General features: G+C 58.7%; 17 protein-coding genes. 11 read left to right on the top strand and 6 right to left on the bottom strand.

Annotated elements, in window-relative coordinates:
* Positions 1–6 precede the first annotated feature (6 nt).
* The 3 genes from ACYZT8_RS20615 to ACYZT8_RS20605 all read left to right on the top strand — a co-directional run bounded on the left by ACYZT8_RS20615 (position 7) and on the right by ACYZT8_RS20605 (position 2036).
* Positions 7–612 carry an arylesterase gene (locus ACYZT8_RS20615; RefSeq protein ID WP_461975472.1) on the top strand — a complete coding sequence of 202 codons (606 nt, stop codon included), beginning with the start codon at positions 7–9 and terminating at the stop codon, positions 610–612.
* A 56-nt stretch (positions 613–668) separates the two neighbouring features.
* Positions 669–962 carry a hypothetical protein gene (locus ACYZT8_RS20610; RefSeq protein ID WP_123432651.1) on the top strand — a complete coding sequence of 98 codons (294 nt, stop codon included), beginning with the start codon at positions 669–671 and terminating at the stop codon, positions 960–962.
* Between the two features lie 102 nt (positions 963–1064).
* Positions 1065–2036, top strand: coding sequence for a L,D-transpeptidase family protein (locus tag ACYZT8_RS20605; protein ID WP_461975470.1), 972 nt, complete (start codon positions 1065–1067; stop codon positions 2034–2036).
* A 123-nt stretch (positions 2037–2159) separates the two neighbouring features.
* Here the strand turns inward: ACYZT8_RS20605 and oprI are convergent, their stop codons facing one another.
* A complete protein-coding gene (gene oprI, locus ACYZT8_RS20600) occupies positions 2160–2411 on the bottom strand; it encodes an outer membrane lipoprotei OprI (RefSeq protein ID WP_002553018.1) in 252 nt (83 codons plus the stop codon).
* A gap of 642 nt (positions 2412–3053) precedes the next feature.
* Here oprI and ACYZT8_RS20595 point away from each other — a divergent pair.
* Complete coding sequence (locus ACYZT8_RS20595) at positions 3054–3341, top strand: GNAT family N-acetyltransferase (protein WP_010461341.1); 288 nt, start codon at positions 3054–3056, stop codon at positions 3339–3341.
* A gap of 66 nt (positions 3342–3407) precedes the next feature.
* On the opposite strand, the gene ACYZT8_RS20590 is transcribed toward ACYZT8_RS20595, so the two are convergent.
* Together ACYZT8_RS20590 and ACYZT8_RS20585 are read right to left on the bottom strand one after the other, a co-directional pair.
* Complete coding sequence (locus ACYZT8_RS20590; protein ID WP_017339811.1) at positions 3408–4484, bottom strand: 3-deoxy-7-phosphoheptulonate synthase; 1077 nt, start codon at positions 4482–4484, stop codon at positions 3408–3410.
* A 162-nt stretch (positions 4485–4646) separates the two neighbouring features.
* Positions 4647–5090: a PilZ domain-containing protein gene (locus ACYZT8_RS20585; RefSeq protein ID WP_438658199.1), complete on the bottom strand. Its 444-nt coding sequence runs from the start codon at positions 5088–5090 to the stop codon at positions 4647–4649.
* Between ACYZT8_RS20585 and ACYZT8_RS20580 the strand changes: the two genes are divergently transcribed.
* From ACYZT8_RS20580 to cysB, 5 genes are all read left to right on the top strand, one after another.
* A complete protein-coding gene (locus ACYZT8_RS20580) occupies positions 5089–5475 on the top strand; it encodes a thioredoxin family protein (RefSeq protein WP_461975468.1) in 387 nt (128 codons plus the stop codon). The genes ACYZT8_RS20585 and ACYZT8_RS20580 overlap by 2 nt on opposite strands.
* Entirely contained in the window at positions 5472–6428 is a 957-nt protein-coding gene (locus ACYZT8_RS20575) for a putative 2-dehydropantoate 2-reductase (protein WP_461975466.1), read from the top strand. The genes ACYZT8_RS20580 and ACYZT8_RS20575 overlap by 4 nt, the downstream gene beginning before the upstream one ends.
* A gap of 25 nt (positions 6429–6453) precedes the next feature.
* The gene (locus tag ACYZT8_RS20570) at positions 6454–7359 is read left to right on the top strand and encodes a 5'-nucleotidase (RefSeq protein ID WP_461975464.1); all 906 of its coding nucleotides are present in this window, start codon (positions 6454–6456) and stop codon (positions 7357–7359) included.
* A 95-nt stretch (positions 7360–7454) separates the two neighbouring features.
* Positions 7455–7958, top strand: a complete 504-nt coding sequence (locus ACYZT8_RS20565) for a universal stress protein (RefSeq protein ID WP_461955063.1) — start codon at positions 7455–7457, stop codon at positions 7956–7958.
* Between the two features lie 113 nt (positions 7959–8071).
* Positions 8072–9046: an HTH-type transcriptional regulator CysB gene (gene cysB / locus ACYZT8_RS20560; RefSeq protein ID WP_461975462.1), complete on the top strand. Its 975-nt coding sequence runs from the start codon at positions 8072–8074 to the stop codon at positions 9044–9046.
* A 5-nt stretch (positions 9047–9051) separates the two neighbouring features.
* Here cysB and ACYZT8_RS20555 read toward each other — a convergent pair whose 3' ends face one another.
* The gene (locus ACYZT8_RS20555) at positions 9052–9534 is read right to left on the bottom strand and encodes a GreA/GreB family elongation factor (protein ID WP_461975460.1); all 483 of its coding nucleotides are present in this window, start codon (positions 9532–9534) and stop codon (positions 9052–9054) included.
* 14 nt (positions 9535–9548) lie between these two features.
* Positions 9549–9959: a hypothetical protein gene (locus ACYZT8_RS20550; protein WP_461975458.1), complete on the bottom strand. Its 411-nt coding sequence runs from the start codon at positions 9957–9959 to the stop codon at positions 9549–9551.
* Between the two features lie 133 nt (positions 9960–10092).
* On the opposite strand from ACYZT8_RS20550, the gene earP reads away from it, so the two are divergent.
* Complete coding sequence (gene earP, locus ACYZT8_RS20545; protein WP_461982565.1) at positions 10093–11235, top strand: elongation factor P maturation arginine rhamnosyltransferase EarP; 1143 nt, start codon at positions 10093–10095, stop codon at positions 11233–11235.
* A 48-nt stretch (positions 11236–11283) separates the two neighbouring features.
* Positions 11284–11853 (top strand): elongation factor P, encoded by a 570-nt coding sequence (locus tag ACYZT8_RS20540; protein ID WP_007943632.1) that lies wholly within the window; start codon positions 11284–11286, stop codon positions 11851–11853.
* Between the two features lie 176 nt (positions 11854–12029).
* Here ACYZT8_RS20540 and ACYZT8_RS20535 read toward each other — a convergent pair whose 3' ends face one another.
* Entirely contained in the window at positions 12030–13043 is a 1014-nt protein-coding gene (locus ACYZT8_RS20535; RefSeq protein WP_461975455.1) for an alpha/beta hydrolase, read from the bottom strand.
* Positions 13044–13070: the final 27 nt, after the last annotated feature.

Below are 13070 nucleotides of genomic sequence, written 5' to 3'. Positions count from 1 at the left end.
AATCCGATGCGAGTGTGGTTTTTGAGTGCTGGCCTGGCCTTGATGTGCATGGCCCAGAACGCAGCGGCGGGTACAGTCCTGATCGTTGGCGATAGTATCAGCGCCGGTTTCGGACTGGATACCCGCTTGGGGTGGGTGTCGTTGCTTGAGCAACGGCTCAAGCGCGAAGGTTTCGACGATAAAGTGGTGAACGCCTCCATCAGCGGCGACACCAGCGCCGGAGGCCAGGCGCGCCTGCCCGCGCTGCTTGCAGAGCATAAGCCTGAGCTGGTGATCCTCGAGTTGGGCGGCAACGACGGGCTGCGCGGATTGCTGCCAACGCAATTGCAACAAAACCTTGCGGCGATGATCGACAGCTCTCGCGCCAGTGGTGCCAAGGTGCTGCTGCTCGGCATGCAGCTGCCACCCAACTATGGCGTTCGTTACACCGAAGCTTTTGCAAAGGTCTACAGCACGCTGGCCGACGAGAAAAACATCCCGCTGGTGCCATTTTTTCTCGACGGCGTGGGCGGTCATCCGGACTTGATGCAGGCCGACGGATTGCACCCGGCGGTCGGGGCTCAGGACAAGTTGCTGGAAAATGTCTGGCCGACACTGAAACCGCTGCTTTGACGCTTTTCTAGCGGCGGTGTTTCGGCTAAGGTGGCGCCCCCGATTTGGAGCCCCCGATGCCGCGTCCTGCCTGGTCCCTTTTTGCCTATCAACTGATCGAGCCTGACGAACAGCTGGATCTGTTCGCCTGCCAGGAAGTGCGGGTGCATCTGGTGACCCGACAGCTGGAGCTGGGCGGCTCGGCCGATCGAACCTTGTGCGGGAGCCTGCTGCCCGCGCAACCGCGCTGGTCGAGTGTCGAACGCCGGGTGTTCCAGGACCAGCGCCTGTGTTCGCTGTGCCGGGCCATCCTGGAATCACAGAAACGCGGCACCTCGCCGATCTGGCCAGAGTTGCGGTTCGAGCTGTAAAGCGTCAAAGATAGCTTGCTATCGGCCAACTCCCCGAAATTCTGGATGCCGGTGTACAATCGCGTTTTTATACCCTTGTCGATCATGCGAAGGATTTTCCGGATGTTGCCGCGTTTTCCTGCCGTCACCCGCTGCCTGTCTCTCGCCGCCCTTTGCGTGGCGGGCCCCGTAGCCGCATTGGAGCTGCCCCTGCCACCACCCGGTGAAGACATCATCGGCCAGGTGCAAGTGATCAAGGCCAAGTACGAAGACACCTTCGCCGACCTTGGCACCACCTATGATCTGGGCTACACGGAAATGGTAGCGGCCAACCCTGGCGTCGATCCATGGCTGCCGGGCGCTGGTACCGAGATCGTCCTGCCGACGCGCTTCATCCTGCCGCCGGGCCCGCGTGAAGGCATCGTCATCAACCTGGCTGAATACCGCCTCTACTACTTCCCGAAAGGCCGGAACGTGGTCTACACCTTCCCGCTGGGTATCGGTCGTGAAGGCTGGGGCTCGCCGATTGCCCATACCAGCATCATCGCCAAGACGCCGAACCCGACCTGGACCCCTCCAGCGTCGATCAAGGCCGAGCACGCCGCTGATGGCGATCCGCTGCCGAACGTCGTGCCGGCAGGCCCGGATAATCCTCTGGGGCCGTTCAAGTTCACCCTGGGCACACCGGGCTACCTGATCCACGGTTCGAACAAGAAGTTCGGCATCGGCATGCGCACCAGCCACGGCTGCTTCCGCATGTTCAACAACAACGTGCTGGAAATGGCGGGCATGGTGCCGGTCGGTACGTCGGTACGCATCCTCAGCGATCCGTACAAATTCGGCGTCAGTGGTGGCAAGGTCTATCTGGAAGCGCACACACCGCTGGACGACAAGGGCAACCCTTCTGTGGTCGACAAACACACGGCGGTGATCAACGCGATGCTCAAGCGTGAGGACATCACCAATAACCTGCGCATGAACTGGGATGTGGTTCGCGATGTGGTTGCCGCTGAGGATGGCCTGCCGGTGGAAATCGGAGTACCGAACACTTCCGCGCCGATGGTGACGAGTGCGCCGATCGACCCGCTGCAGTAACGCTTGAAAAGAACCCGCCGACGCAGGCCGCGTCGGCGGGTTTTTTGTTGCCGACAGGAAACGTCAGGCAATAAAAAAGCCGACCCATAAATGGGTCGGCTTGATAACAATCCCGAAGGATTATTACTTGCGGCTAGCTTTGTCCAGCATGCGCAGAGCACGCTCGTTAGCTTCGTCAGCAGTCTGTTGTGCTTTTTGAGCAGCAGCCAGAGCTTCATCAGCTTTACGGTAAGCTTCGTCTGCACGAGCCTGGGAGCGAGCTGCTGCGTCTTCAGTAGCAGTCAGACGTGCTTCGGTTTCTTTCGATACGCTGCTGCAACCGGTAGCCAGAACTGCGGCCAGAGCCAGAGCAGAGAATTTCAGAACGTTGTTCATCGTGTTCCCCTTCAAGGACTTTCTATTAAGTAGCTGTCTCCTCAGAGTGAGGAAATGGCCGGCGTACATACTACCCATTACTTCTAGTAAGTAAACTGACGTGTAGCAAGAAGCAAAAAAAATTGTAGGCGTTGATTCTTTTTCGAGCAACTTTTAACTGCATTGTTTAAAAAATATCCAGCTGGGAGGCCCGAGCTGAGCGAGCCGGCGAAAAAAAGTTCCGTGCACTCAGCGCTGTTTTTCTCAATCTTGGCTAAAGTCTGTCTATATGGATTCGTCCATACTTCTGTTCGGATTTTGCGCCGTGGCTCTCATAATCTTTAACCATCTTGATGGTGACTTTAAGAGCGCGCGTTCGTCTTAAGACTCAACATCCGGCAATGTTCAGGCTATCGACCCGGGGATCCCTTCGGTCGAGCCGTCCCTGCGTAACCCGGAGCAGCACCCGCCACCTGTGCGCGATGACGAGCGTACCTTGAGCATTTCTGCCAATGGTGCCTACTATTTGATACGTGCCAGGTTGCGCGAGATCGGTGCAGCTCTTCTCGGTGTCCATTCAGGCACGGGGTGGCGTAGATGTTCCTTCGCCGGAAAAACATCGGTAAGGTAGGGGTCAGAATTCCAGACCCGCGAGGAGTAGTGATGAGCGAGGCGTTGTCCATCCACCATGACCAGGCTGGTCATCAGTTCGAGACCAGTGTGGACGGTCATCGTGCCTACCTGACCTATATGGATCTGGGGAAACAGACCCTGGATATCTATCGCACCTTCGTGCCCAACGCATTGCGTGGTCGCGGCATTGCGGCAGCCTTGACCGAGAAGGCGCTGGAGTACGCCGAGGAAATGGGCTACACCGTCATTCCTTCGTGTTCCTATGTGGAACGCTACATGGAGCGTCACCAGCGGCATGCCGCCAAGCTGAGCCAGTAACCTCAGAATACGAACACACAAAAACGCCGGGTCAAGCCCGGCGTTTTTGTGTGCGGCGAAAAGCGATCAGGTGCGAGCGCGTTTCGGCAGCACATCCTTGAGCTTGGCGTGCATGCTGCGCAAGGTGTTTTCAGTCGCGGACCAATCGATGCAGGCATCGGTGATCGACACGCCGTATTGCAGGTCGGCGAGGTCTTTCGGGATGGCCTGGCAGCCCCAGTTCAGGTGACTTTCGACCATCAGGCCGATGATCGACTGGTTGCCTTCGAGGATCTGGTTGGCGACGTTCTCCATCACCAGCGGTTGCAGGGCCGGGTCTTTGTTGGAGTTGGCGTGGCTGCAATCGACCATGATGTTCGGTTTGATCTTCGCCTTGTTCAGCGCTTGCTCGCAGAGCGCGACACTGACCGAATCATAGTTCGGCTTGCCATTGCCGCCGCGAAGTACGACGTGACCGTAGGCGTTGCCCTTGGTGGTGACGATCGACACGCCACCTTCCTGGTTGATACCCAGGAAACGGTGCGGGCTGGAAACCGACTGCAGGGCGTTGATCGCTACCGTCAGGCCGCCATCGGTGCCGTTCTTGAAGCCGACAGCCGAAGACAAGCCGGAAGCCATTTCGCGGTGAGTCTGGGATTCGGTGGTGCGTGCGCCGATGGCCGACCAGCTGATCAGGTCCTGCAAGTATTGCGGGGAGATCGGATCAAGGGCTTCAGTGGCGGTCGGCAGGCCCATCTCGGCCAGGTCCAGTAGCAACTGACGACCGATGTGCAGACCGTCCTGAATCTTGAAGGAGTCATCCAGGTACGGGTCGTTGATCAAGCCTTTCCAGCCGACGGTGGTGCGTGGCTTCTCGAAATACACGCGCATGACCAGATACAGGGTATCGGACACTTCTGCGGCGAGCACTTTCAGGCGCTCGGCGTATTCGTGGGCAGCCTTGATGTCGTGGATCGAGCAAGGCCCGATCACAACGAACAGGCGGTGGTCGGTGCCATCCAGAATGTTGCGAATGACTTCGCGGCCCTTGGTGACGGTGCGCAGGGCAGCGTCGCTCAGAGGGATATCACGCTTGAGCTGATCGGGAGTGATCAGGGTCTCGTTGGAGGCGACGTTTAGGTCGTTGATCGGTAAATCAGCCATCGTTTACTCGTCAGGTCACGGGTGCCGGCCGCCAGCGAACCCGCGCGGCGGAGCACAGCAAATTAAGCGCGTCGGGGAGCCGAACCTTAGCGCGTTACGCGCCTGCTCGACAATGGGCAGACAGCGGTTTTGGGGGCATTCGCCGCGAATTGATTACGTCCTTTAGTCCAGCACAGCTTGGGCAAATGCCTTGCGAACCGTGTCGTGGGAGAATTCGTCGGCGTGTTGCTGGACCCATTCGAGTGCCAGCGCCTGGGTTTCCTGCAGATCGTCGTGGGCGTCATGCAGGCGACAATAACGTTCGATCTGGCACACCTGCTCGCCCATCCGGGCACTGAACATCATCTGTTCGTCAACAAAGGCAATGCCCACCAGGTAACCGCGTTTGCGCCGCAGACACCAGGCTACATAGCCCAGAAAACGCAAATCGGGGTTCAAGGTCGGCATGCGCACTTCCAGCGCCGTACCGTGACGCCACGCGCGGTGGTAATTGCAAGCCATGCCCCCGAGGCTGATAGTGTGCAGCTGTTGTCGCGAAATACACTCAGGTTTCAGCAACGTTAATTCGACGGGCACATCGTCAGGATGAGGAATAAAACGTCCCATGAACACGGACTCCATGTGTCGGCCATTTGACATTGTTTCCCCCAGTATAGTGGTCGAATTGGAACTGACTGATTTCGACGCCGACCAACGGCTGCTGGCGATGAGCGGAGTGTCGCTGGTGATTTTCACCAGTGTCGGCTGCGCCAGTTGCCGTTTTGCCCGCGAGCAATTGCCAAGACTCGATCTGGCAATCGACCGGCTGTGCTGGATCGATGCCGGGGACAATGGCGGGGTGGTCGAGCGTTATCAGGTTTTTCATTTGCCGGCGCTGTTTGTGGTGCGCGACGGCGAGTTCTTCGGGCCAGTACAGTCGCGCCTGACCAGCAGCGGGCTCAATGAAGCCGTGCGCCAGGCGCTCAGTCGAATTGCAGAGGAGTTGCCATGATGGGGGCAGTTGCCAAACCGACAATCGGTATTATCGGAACCGGCGCGATCGGCGGGTTCTACGGGGTGATGCTGGCGCGTGCCGGTTACGATGTGCACTTCTTGTTGCGCAGTGAATTTACAGCGGTCGCCGAGCGCGGATTGCAAGTTGACAGTGCAGTGCATGGCGCGCTGACGCTGAACCCGGTTCAGGCCTATTCATCCGCTGAAGACATGCCCGCCTGCGACTGGTTGCTGGTCGGCGCCAAGACCACCAGCAATGCCGATCTGGCACCGGCGATCATTCAAGCGGCGGCATCGAACGCCAAGGTGCTGTTGCTGCAAAACGGCCTGGATGTCGAAGACAGTCTGCGCGCCTTGCTTCCGGATTCCTTGCACCTGCTCGGCGGGCTCTGCCTTATCTGCGTCCATCGCACCGGCCCCGGCGCGATCACCCATCAGGCGCTCGGCGCGGTCAATGTCGGCTACCACAGTGGCCCCGCCACCGATGAACAGGCGCGCATGGCGATTGTCGAGGAGGGCGCAGGTTTGTTCCGCAGCGCCGGCATCGACTCTCAGGCCATGCCGAACCTGCATCAGGCGCGCTGGCAGAAACTGGTCTGGAATATCCCTTACAACGGCCTGTCGGTACTGCTCGGGGCGGGCACCACGCCGTTGATGGCCGATGCCGACAGCCGGGAACTGATCAAGGCCTTGATGGCCGAAGTGGTTCAGGGCGCCAAGGCCTGCGGTCACGACATGCCGGCCGGTTACGCGGACTATCTGTTCATGATGACCGAAAAAATGCCGGACTACTGGCCGAGCATGTACCACGATTTCCTGCACAAACGACCGCTGGAACTGGCGGCGATTTATGCCCGGCCACTGGCGGTAGCCAAGGCCGCCGGCTGCGAATTGCCGCGTATCGAAGCCTTGTATCGCAGCTTGAGTTTTATCGATCGACGCAACACGTAAGTCGATCAACCTGAGGGGGAAGGGCATGGCAAAGACGATTGACGACAAACTGGTGCTGGCGATTTCGTCGCGGGCACTGTTCGACCTGAGCGAAAGTCACAAGGTCTATCTGTCGAGCGGCGTCGAGGCCTACCGGCAATATCAGATCGAACACGAAGACGAAATCCTCGAGCCCGGTGATGCGTTTCCGTTGGTGGAAAAACTGCTGAACCTGAACGCCAGCCTCGGTCGCGCCCGGGTCGAGGTGATCCTGGTCTCGCGCAACAGCGCCGACACCGGCCTGCGGGTGTTCAACTCGATTGATCATTACGGCCTGGCGATTTCCCGCGCGGCGTTTGTCGGCGGACGCAGTCCTTATCCGTACCTCAAGGCCTTTGGTTGCGACCTGTTTCTGTCCACCCATGCCGAAGACGTGCGCAGCGCGCTGGATGCCGGGTTCGCCGCAGCGACCATTTTGTCGGGCGGTGCGAGCCGTGCGGCCAGCGATGAACTGCGCATCGCCTTCGATGGTGACGCGGTGCTGTTCTCCGACGAATCCGAGCGGATCTATCAGTCCGGTGGCCTGGAAGCGTTTCAAGCCAGCGAACGTGAGTCTGCCCGCGAGCCCTTGCGCGGCGGGCCATTCAAAGGCTTCCTCGCCGCCCTCAATCTGTTGCAGCGTGAGTTTCCCGATGACGCCTGTCCGATCCGCACCGCCCTGGTGACGGCGCGGTCGGCGCCGGCCCATGAACGGGTGATCCGTACGTTGCGCGAATGGGACATTCGACTGGACGAGTCGCTGTTTCTTGGCGGGCTGACCAAGTCGGCGTTTCTCGAAGCGTTCGCCGCCGACGTGTTTTTCGACGATCAGGCTGGCCATTGCGAGTTGGCTCGTGAAGTGGTCGCCACCGGTCACGTGCCTCACGGCATAAGCAACGAGCAAAAGGTTTAAGCCCACGGTTCAACGCGTTACGCGGGCCGTCGTACTCGCCAAGGCACTGCTAAGCTGAATCAAATCTCCGCCATGTTGGCACGCGAGGAGGTCATATGATTCGTTCAATGCTGTATGCCACTGACCTCGGCCTGTATGCACCGTTGGTGATGCAGCATGCCCTGGCGTTAGCGCGGACATTTAATGCCGACTTGTATGTAGTGCACGCGGTTGAGCCCATGGGTTTGTTTGCCGAGTCCGTGCTGCAGAGTTACCTCGATGAGCAGGCCTTGAGCGAGTTTCACAGTCAGGGCCTGAGCACGGTGATCGCCAGTATCGAGCAGCGGGTGCTCGACAGCTTTCGTGAAGAGTTGGGGGATGAAGGGGAGCAGGACCTGGAGCGGATTCAGGCGGTGCGGGTGCTGCAGGGTGACCCGTCGCAGGTGATTCTCGACCAGGCGCAGAAACTCTCGGTGGATTTGTTGATCGTAGGTAGTCATAGCCATGGTGCAGGTGCGGAAACGCCATTGGGCCGGACCGCTGCGCGGGTGTTGCAGTTGGCACGGGTCCCGGTCTATCTCGTGCCGCTGGTGGAGCGTCGTCGCCAAAGCGATCGCTAGAACACGAATAGTGGCAATTTGACAAAAAAGTTCTAGATTTATTCTTCAAACCATTAATATAGTTATATACCGTCGCTGATGCCCGTGGCGTCTACCTGCTTTGAGGGATTCATATGAAGCTTCAACAACTGCGCTACATCTGGGAAGTGGCGCACCACGACCTCAACGTTTCCGCTACAGCCCAAAGTTTGTACACCTCGCAACCGGGTATTAGTAAGCAAATCCGTCTGCTGGAAGACGAACTCGGCGTCGAGGTTTTTGCTCGCAGCGGCAAACACCTGACCCGCGTCACCCCGGCCGGCGAGCGCATCATCACCACCGCTGGCGAAATCCTGCGCAAGGTTGAAAGCATCAAGCAGATCGCCCAGGAATTCTCCAACGAGAAGAAAGGCACCCTGTCGATCGCCACCACGCACACTCAGGCCCGTTATGCATTGCCGCCGGTGATCAGCAATTTCATCAAGCAGTACCCGGACGTTGCCCTGCACATGCACCAGGGTTCGCCGATGCAGATCGCCGAAATGGCCGCTGACGGCACTGTGGATTTCGCCATCGCCACCGAAGCGCTGGAACTGTTCGGTGATCTGGTGATGATGCCGTGCTACCGCTGGAACCGCTGCGTGGTCGTGCCTCAGGGACACCCGCTGACCAAGCTGTCGAAGCTGACCCTCGAAGCCCTGGCCGAATACCCGATCGTGACGTACGTGTTCGGCTTCACCGGCCGTTCGAAACTTGACGAAGCGTTCAGCCATCGCGGCCTGACGCCGAAAGTGGTGTTCACCGCGGCCGACGCCGACGTGATCAAGACTTACGTTCGCCTGGGCCTGGGCGTGGGCATCGTGGCGAAAATGGCCGTCGACGCCAAACTCGACAGCGACCTGGTCATGCTCGACGCCAGCGACTTGTTCGAATCCAGCGTCACCAAAATCGGTTTCCGTCGTGGCACCTTCCTGCGTGGTTTCATGTGCGACTTCATCGAGAAGTTCGCCCCGCACCTGACCCGCGAAGTCATGGCCAAGGCCATTCAGTGCCACAACAAGCAGGAACTGGAAGAGCTGTTCGACGGCGTCGAACTGCCGGTCCATTAATCCGCTTAAATCACCTCGGTGACAGCAAACTGTTGCCGAGCACCCGCCACCAGAATCTCCACCTCGTCCCCTTCGAACTTGCCCAGCAGGCTTTTGCCCAGCGGTGAACGAGGGGTGATGACGGTGATCATTTGCCCCACCATATCGATTTTCAGACCCGCCGCGTCAGGGGCCAGAAACAGCCACTGCTCACGACCCTTTTCGTCTTCCAGACCGAGCAGGGCGCCGACTTCGATTCCGCGTTGTTCGTCATACGGACGTAAGGTCAGGTTCTGGCAAAGCACGAGTGACTGCCGGATTTCTTCCACACGCCTGGCCTGTCCAGCCGCCAGGTAAGACGCTTCTAGGCCCAACGTGTCGTACTTGTTTTCGGCGATGTTTTCTTCGTGGGTCGCGGTTTCGTACGCGGTTTGCGCGGCACGCTCGGCGATGTCGAGATCGATCCGAAGCTTGTCGATAATCAACTGGTGGACGGTTTGTTTGTGCATAGAGAGCTTCATGGTCAGTCGCAGAATTGCAGGACGTTGGCGCGGCTTTTTTCGCTCGGCGCGTTCTGGTCCTGTTGCAGCCAGAACTGGCATTTCGGATTGGACAGATTGCGGCGGGTGCTGCGGGCCTGATCCATCCGTTGCTGCTGCTCGTTCTTGCGCAGGTTCTCTTCGTACTGTTCAAACAGTGGGCTTTGCGGCGGGATGTCCGGCACCGGTTGCACCACCACCGGCGGCTTGGCCAGTTGGTCTACCGCGGCGGCGACAGGCGCGAGTTGCTCGCTGAACAGCAGGCGCGAGGCGAGCCAGCAGGTCAGTGCGATCGCGAGAAATCCAAGCCACAGGCCGAGGGCAATGCTGCCGGTCAATTGCAGCGCATTGAGCTGAATCGGCAACGGGCGGCGCGGGTTGGGACGGTAGGGCATGGCTGCCTCCTGGCGGGTGGTCGCGGGCGAATGGCGATTGTCGCACGAAGATTAATCGCCGTCGGCTCTTCTGCGCGAGGTAATTTATGCGGACAATCGGCGCCTTTGCCAACGGGAGCCTGGAATGCCTGAAATGCCTCAAGTGAAAACCCGCTGGGATATTTTTTGCACCGTGGTCGACAATTTTGGTGACATCGGCGTGACCTGGCGTCTGGCCCGACAGCTGGTTGCCGAGCATGCCGTGGAAGTGCGCTTGTGGGTCGATGACCTGCGGGCCTTCGAACGTATTTGTCCTGAAATCGACATCAGCGCCGCGCAGCAATGGCAACAGGGTGTCGAGGTGCGTCAGTGGCCCGCCGAGTGGCAACCCACTGAAGCCGCCGATGTCGTGATTGCCGCATTCGCCTGCCAGTTGCCAGGCGCCTACATGGACGCCATGGCCTCGCGGGAAAAGCCGCCGCTGTGGATGAACCTCGACTACTTGAGCGCTGAAGACTGGGTGATCGGCTGTCACGGTTTGCCGTCGGTGAAGTACAAGAGCGTGCAGAAGTACTTCTTCTTTCCGGGATTTCAGAAAGGCACGGGTGGTTTGTTGCGTGAAAGCGGATTGCTTGAACGTCGCAGGCAGTTTCAGCAAAACCCCGAGGCACAGCGAGCATTCCTGCAAGGCCTGGGGATTGATCCCGCACCGAACTCACAGCTGATTTCGTTGTTTGCCTACGAAAATGCGGGATTGGCCAGTTGGCTGGAGGTGATGGCCGCCGATTCGATACCCACGCATTTGCTGGTGCCCGAAGGCCGGATTCTCGGGGATGTCGAACGCTGGCTCGGTGTTGATCAGCTGGCGGCCGGCGCGGTGCACGTGCGCGGTGAGTTGACCGTGCAAGTGCTGCCGTTCGTCCGACAGGATCAATACGACCATCTGCTCTGGTGCTGCGATTTCAACGCCGTGCGTGGCGAAGATTCCTTTGTCCGCGCGCAATGGGCGGGGCGGCCGCTGCTCTGGCACATCTATCAGCAGGACGAAGACATCCACCTGGACAAGCTCGATGCCTTCCTGACTCTGTACATCCGAGGCCTGTCCGAGCCTGCTAGCGAGGCGATCAGTGGTCTTTGGCGAGCGTGGAATGCCGGTCAGGATATGTCCGACCACTGGCGCACAACCCGTAAACACTGGCCAGAGCTGCAAAAACACGCCGAGACGTGGTGTCTGGAACAGGCCTTGCAGGCCGATCTTGCCGCGGCGCTGGTACAGTTTTATGTAAATTGGATATGATACGCGGCCTAGATTTTTGTAAATCCCATCCAAATTCGGATATTCGCAATGAAAACTGGTAAAGAACTGAAACCCGGTACCGTGATCCGTCTCGAAAACGATCCTTGGCTGGTTCAGAAAGCTGAATTCACCAAATCCGGTCGTAACAGCGCGATCATGAAGACCAAGCTGAAAAACCTGCTGACCGGTTACAAGACCGAGATCGTTTACAGCGCCGACGACAAACTGGACGACGTAATCCTCGACCGCAAAGAAGCGACCCTGTCCTTCATCAGCGGCGACACCTACACGTTCATGGACACCACTGACTACACCATGTACGAGCTGAACGCTGAAGACATCGAAGCCGTTCTGCCTTTCGTTGAAGAAGGCATGACCGATGTTTGCGAAGCGATCTTCTTCGAAGAGCGTCTGGTTTCCGTAGAACTGCCGACCACCATCGTGCGTCAGGTTGACTACACCGAAGGTTCCGCTCGCGGTGACACTTCCGGCAAGGTGATGAAGCCTGCCAAACTGAAGAACGGTACCGAGCTGTCGGTTGCTGACTTCATCGAAATCGGCGACATGATCGAGATCGATACCCGCGAAGGCGGTTCCTACAAAGGCCGTGCTAAATAAGCACAGCTTCAGGAATGAAAAAGCCCGACCATTGAGTCGGGCTTTTTTGTGCCTGATGCAGTCTCAGACGGTGATGAACACTGTGGGAGCGAGCTTGCTCGCGATGACGGCATGTCAGTCGAAATCAATTTGAATGACAGGGCCTCATCGCGAGCAAGCTCGCTCCCACAGGTTTTTTATTTCAGATGTACTTTGAGTTCTTGCGACGCCTGCAACATCGCGGAGCGCACCGCTGGCACCTGGCTCACCACATTCAGCAAACCATAATCGTGAATCAGGCCGTTGTAGCGAACCGACGTGACCGGCACCCCAGCCTCGTCCAGTTTGCGGGCATAGGCTTCACCTTCATCGCGCAACACGTCGGCACCGGCCGTCTGCACCAGCGCAGGAGGTAAGCCCTTCAGTTGCGCGGTGGTTGCCCGCAGCGGTGAGGCGTAGATCTCGTTACGTTGCTTGGCATCGGTGGTGTAGTTGTCCCAGAACCACTTCATCATGTTTTTGGTGAGGAAATGCCCCTCGGCAAACTGGTTGTAGGACGCGGTTTCGAAGCTGGCATCCGTCACCGGCCACAGCAGCACCTGGAACTTGATCGCCGGGGTGCCCTTGTCTTTGGCCATCAGCGCAACCACGGCCGCCATGTTGCCACCGACGCTGTTGCCGGCCACGGCCAGGCGCTTGCCGTCGACGTTGATCTCTTTACCGTGCTCGGCCACCCATTTGGTTGCAGCGTAAGCCTGGTTGATCGCCACCGGGTAATGCGCTTCCGGCGACGGGGTGTAATTGACGAACACCGCCGCTGCACCCGAACCCGTTACCAGGTCACGAACCAGACGTTCGTGGGTCGGGAAGTCCCCCAACACCCAGCCACCGCCGTGGAAGAACATGAACACCGGCAACTCACCTTTGACCCCGGCCGGCCGGACGATGGTCAGGCTGAGCGGTTGGCCGTCGACTTGAATGGTCTTCTCGCTGACATCGGCTTTTGGCAGTGTCAGTTTCACCGAGGCTTGCGCACCCACCAACACCGCGCGGGCTTCCTTGGGGGTGAGTTGTTCCATCGGTTTGCCGGTGCCCGCATTCAGAACGTCGAGGAAGGCTTGGGTGTTGTGTTCAACCCCATCGCCGGCAAACGCGTTGCTGATGGACAAAGCGAGAAGGGTGCCGGTCAAGACTTTGCTGAAAGTGTTCATGTTCGTTTCCTGTTCGGTCTGGTTGTC

This window comes from Pseudomonas sp. LB3P93 (genome assembly GCF_054898025.1).
The sequence above is the reverse complement of the archived record's forward strand: the minus strand, read 5'-3'. Positions and strand labels throughout refer to the sequence as shown.

Bases quoted from the DNA above. Each gene is read 5' to 3' on its own strand.
- earP (WP_461982565.1), top strand. From the start codon at position 10,093: ATGCCTCAAGTGAAAACCCGCTGGGATATTTTTTGCACCGTGGTCGAC.
- ACYZT8_RS20595 (WP_010461341.1), top strand. From the start codon at position 3,054: ATGAGCGAGGCGTTGTCCATCCACCATGACCAGGCTGGTCATCAGTTC.
- ACYZT8_RS20535 (WP_461975455.1), bottom strand. From the start codon at position 13,043: ATGAACACTTTCAGCAAAGTCTTGACCGGCACCCTTCTCGCTTTGTCC.
- ACYZT8_RS20580 (WP_461975468.1), top strand. From the start codon at position 5,089: ATGAACACGGACTCCATGTGTCGGCCATTTGACATTGTTTCCCCCAGT.
- ACYZT8_RS20565 (WP_461955063.1), top strand. From the start codon at position 7,455: ATGATTCGTTCAATGCTGTATGCCACTGACCTCGGCCTGTATGCACCG.
- ACYZT8_RS20540 (WP_007943632.1), top strand. From the start codon at position 11,284: ATGAAAACTGGTAAAGAACTGAAACCCGGTACCGTGATCCGTCTCGAA.
- ACYZT8_RS20590 (WP_017339811.1), bottom strand. From the start codon at position 4,484: ATGGCTGATTTACCGATCAACGACCTAAACGTCGCCTCCAACGAGACC.
- ACYZT8_RS20585 (WP_438658199.1), bottom strand. From the start codon at position 5,090: ATGGGACGTTTTATTCCTCATCCTGACGATGTGCCCGTCGAATTAACG.
- ACYZT8_RS20615 (WP_461975472.1), top strand. From the start codon at position 7: ATGCGAGTGTGGTTTTTGAGTGCTGGCCTGGCCTTGATGTGCATGGCC.
- ACYZT8_RS20575 (WP_461975466.1), top strand. From the start codon at position 5,472: ATGATGGGGGCAGTTGCCAAACCGACAATCGGTATTATCGGAACCGGC.
- ACYZT8_RS20610 (WP_123432651.1), top strand. From the start codon at position 669: ATGCCGCGTCCTGCCTGGTCCCTTTTTGCCTATCAACTGATCGAGCCT.
- ACYZT8_RS20550 (WP_461975458.1), bottom strand. From the start codon at position 9,959: ATGCCCTACCGTCCCAACCCGCGCCGCCCGTTGCCGATTCAGCTCAAT.
- oprI (WP_002553018.1), bottom strand. From the start codon at position 2,411: ATGAACAACGTTCTGAAATTCTCTGCTCTGGCTCTGGCCGCAGTTCTG.
- ACYZT8_RS20605 (WP_461975470.1), top strand. From the start codon at position 1,065: ATGTTGCCGCGTTTTCCTGCCGTCACCCGCTGCCTGTCTCTCGCCGCC.
- cysB (WP_461975462.1), top strand. From the start codon at position 8,072: ATGAAGCTTCAACAACTGCGCTACATCTGGGAAGTGGCGCACCACGAC.
- ACYZT8_RS20570 (WP_461975464.1), top strand. From the start codon at position 6,454: ATGGCAAAGACGATTGACGACAAACTGGTGCTGGCGATTTCGTCGCGG.
- ACYZT8_RS20555 (WP_461975460.1), bottom strand. From the start codon at position 9,534: ATGCACAAACAAACCGTCCACCAGTTGATTATCGACAAGCTTCGGATC.